The organism is Protofrankia sp. Cas8, from assembly GCF_963555845.1.
Lineage (GTDB): Bacteria > Actinomycetota > Actinomycetes > Frankiales > Frankiaceae > Protofrankia.
The window spans coordinates 31,603-32,055 of sequence record NZ_CAUVXI010000031.1; the positions used below are offsets into that span (position 1 = coordinate 31,603).

Here is a 453-nt window from a genome sequence, read left to right on the forward strand (position 1 = left end):
TCGGCCCGACCCAGGTCTTGCAACGCCAACGCCAGATTGTTCAGCCGGGTGGCGACCTCCGGGTGGTCGGGGCCGTAGACCGTCTCGGCGATCGCCAACGCCCGCTCGAACAACGGCAGCGCCTCCCCGGCCCGGCCCAGGGTTCGCAACGCCAAGGCCAGGTTGTTCAGCCGGGTGGCGACGACGGGGTGGTCGGGGCCGTAGACCGTCTCGGTGATGGCCAGGGCCCGCTGGAACAGCGGCAGCGCCTCCCCGGCCCGGCCCAGGTCTTGCAGCGCCAAGGCCAGGTTGTTCAACCGATCAGCGACGACGGGATGGTCGGGACCATAGACATCCCCTGTAATCGCCAACGCCCGCTGGAACAACGGCAAAGCATCGTCGATTTGCCCCAAATCTTGCCGCAACGTCGCCAGGTTGTTCAGGGAGCCAGCCAGGTCAGGTAGGAAGGCATCC

1 protein-coding gene is annotated in these 453 nt (G+C 67.3%); it reads right to left on the minus strand.

The genetic code is table 11. The annotated features are described in order from the left end of the window. Positions 1-453: tetratricopeptide repeat protein (locus U9977_RS07400; protein ID WP_322748444.1), on the minus strand; the 453-nt coding region annotated here is incomplete at both ends.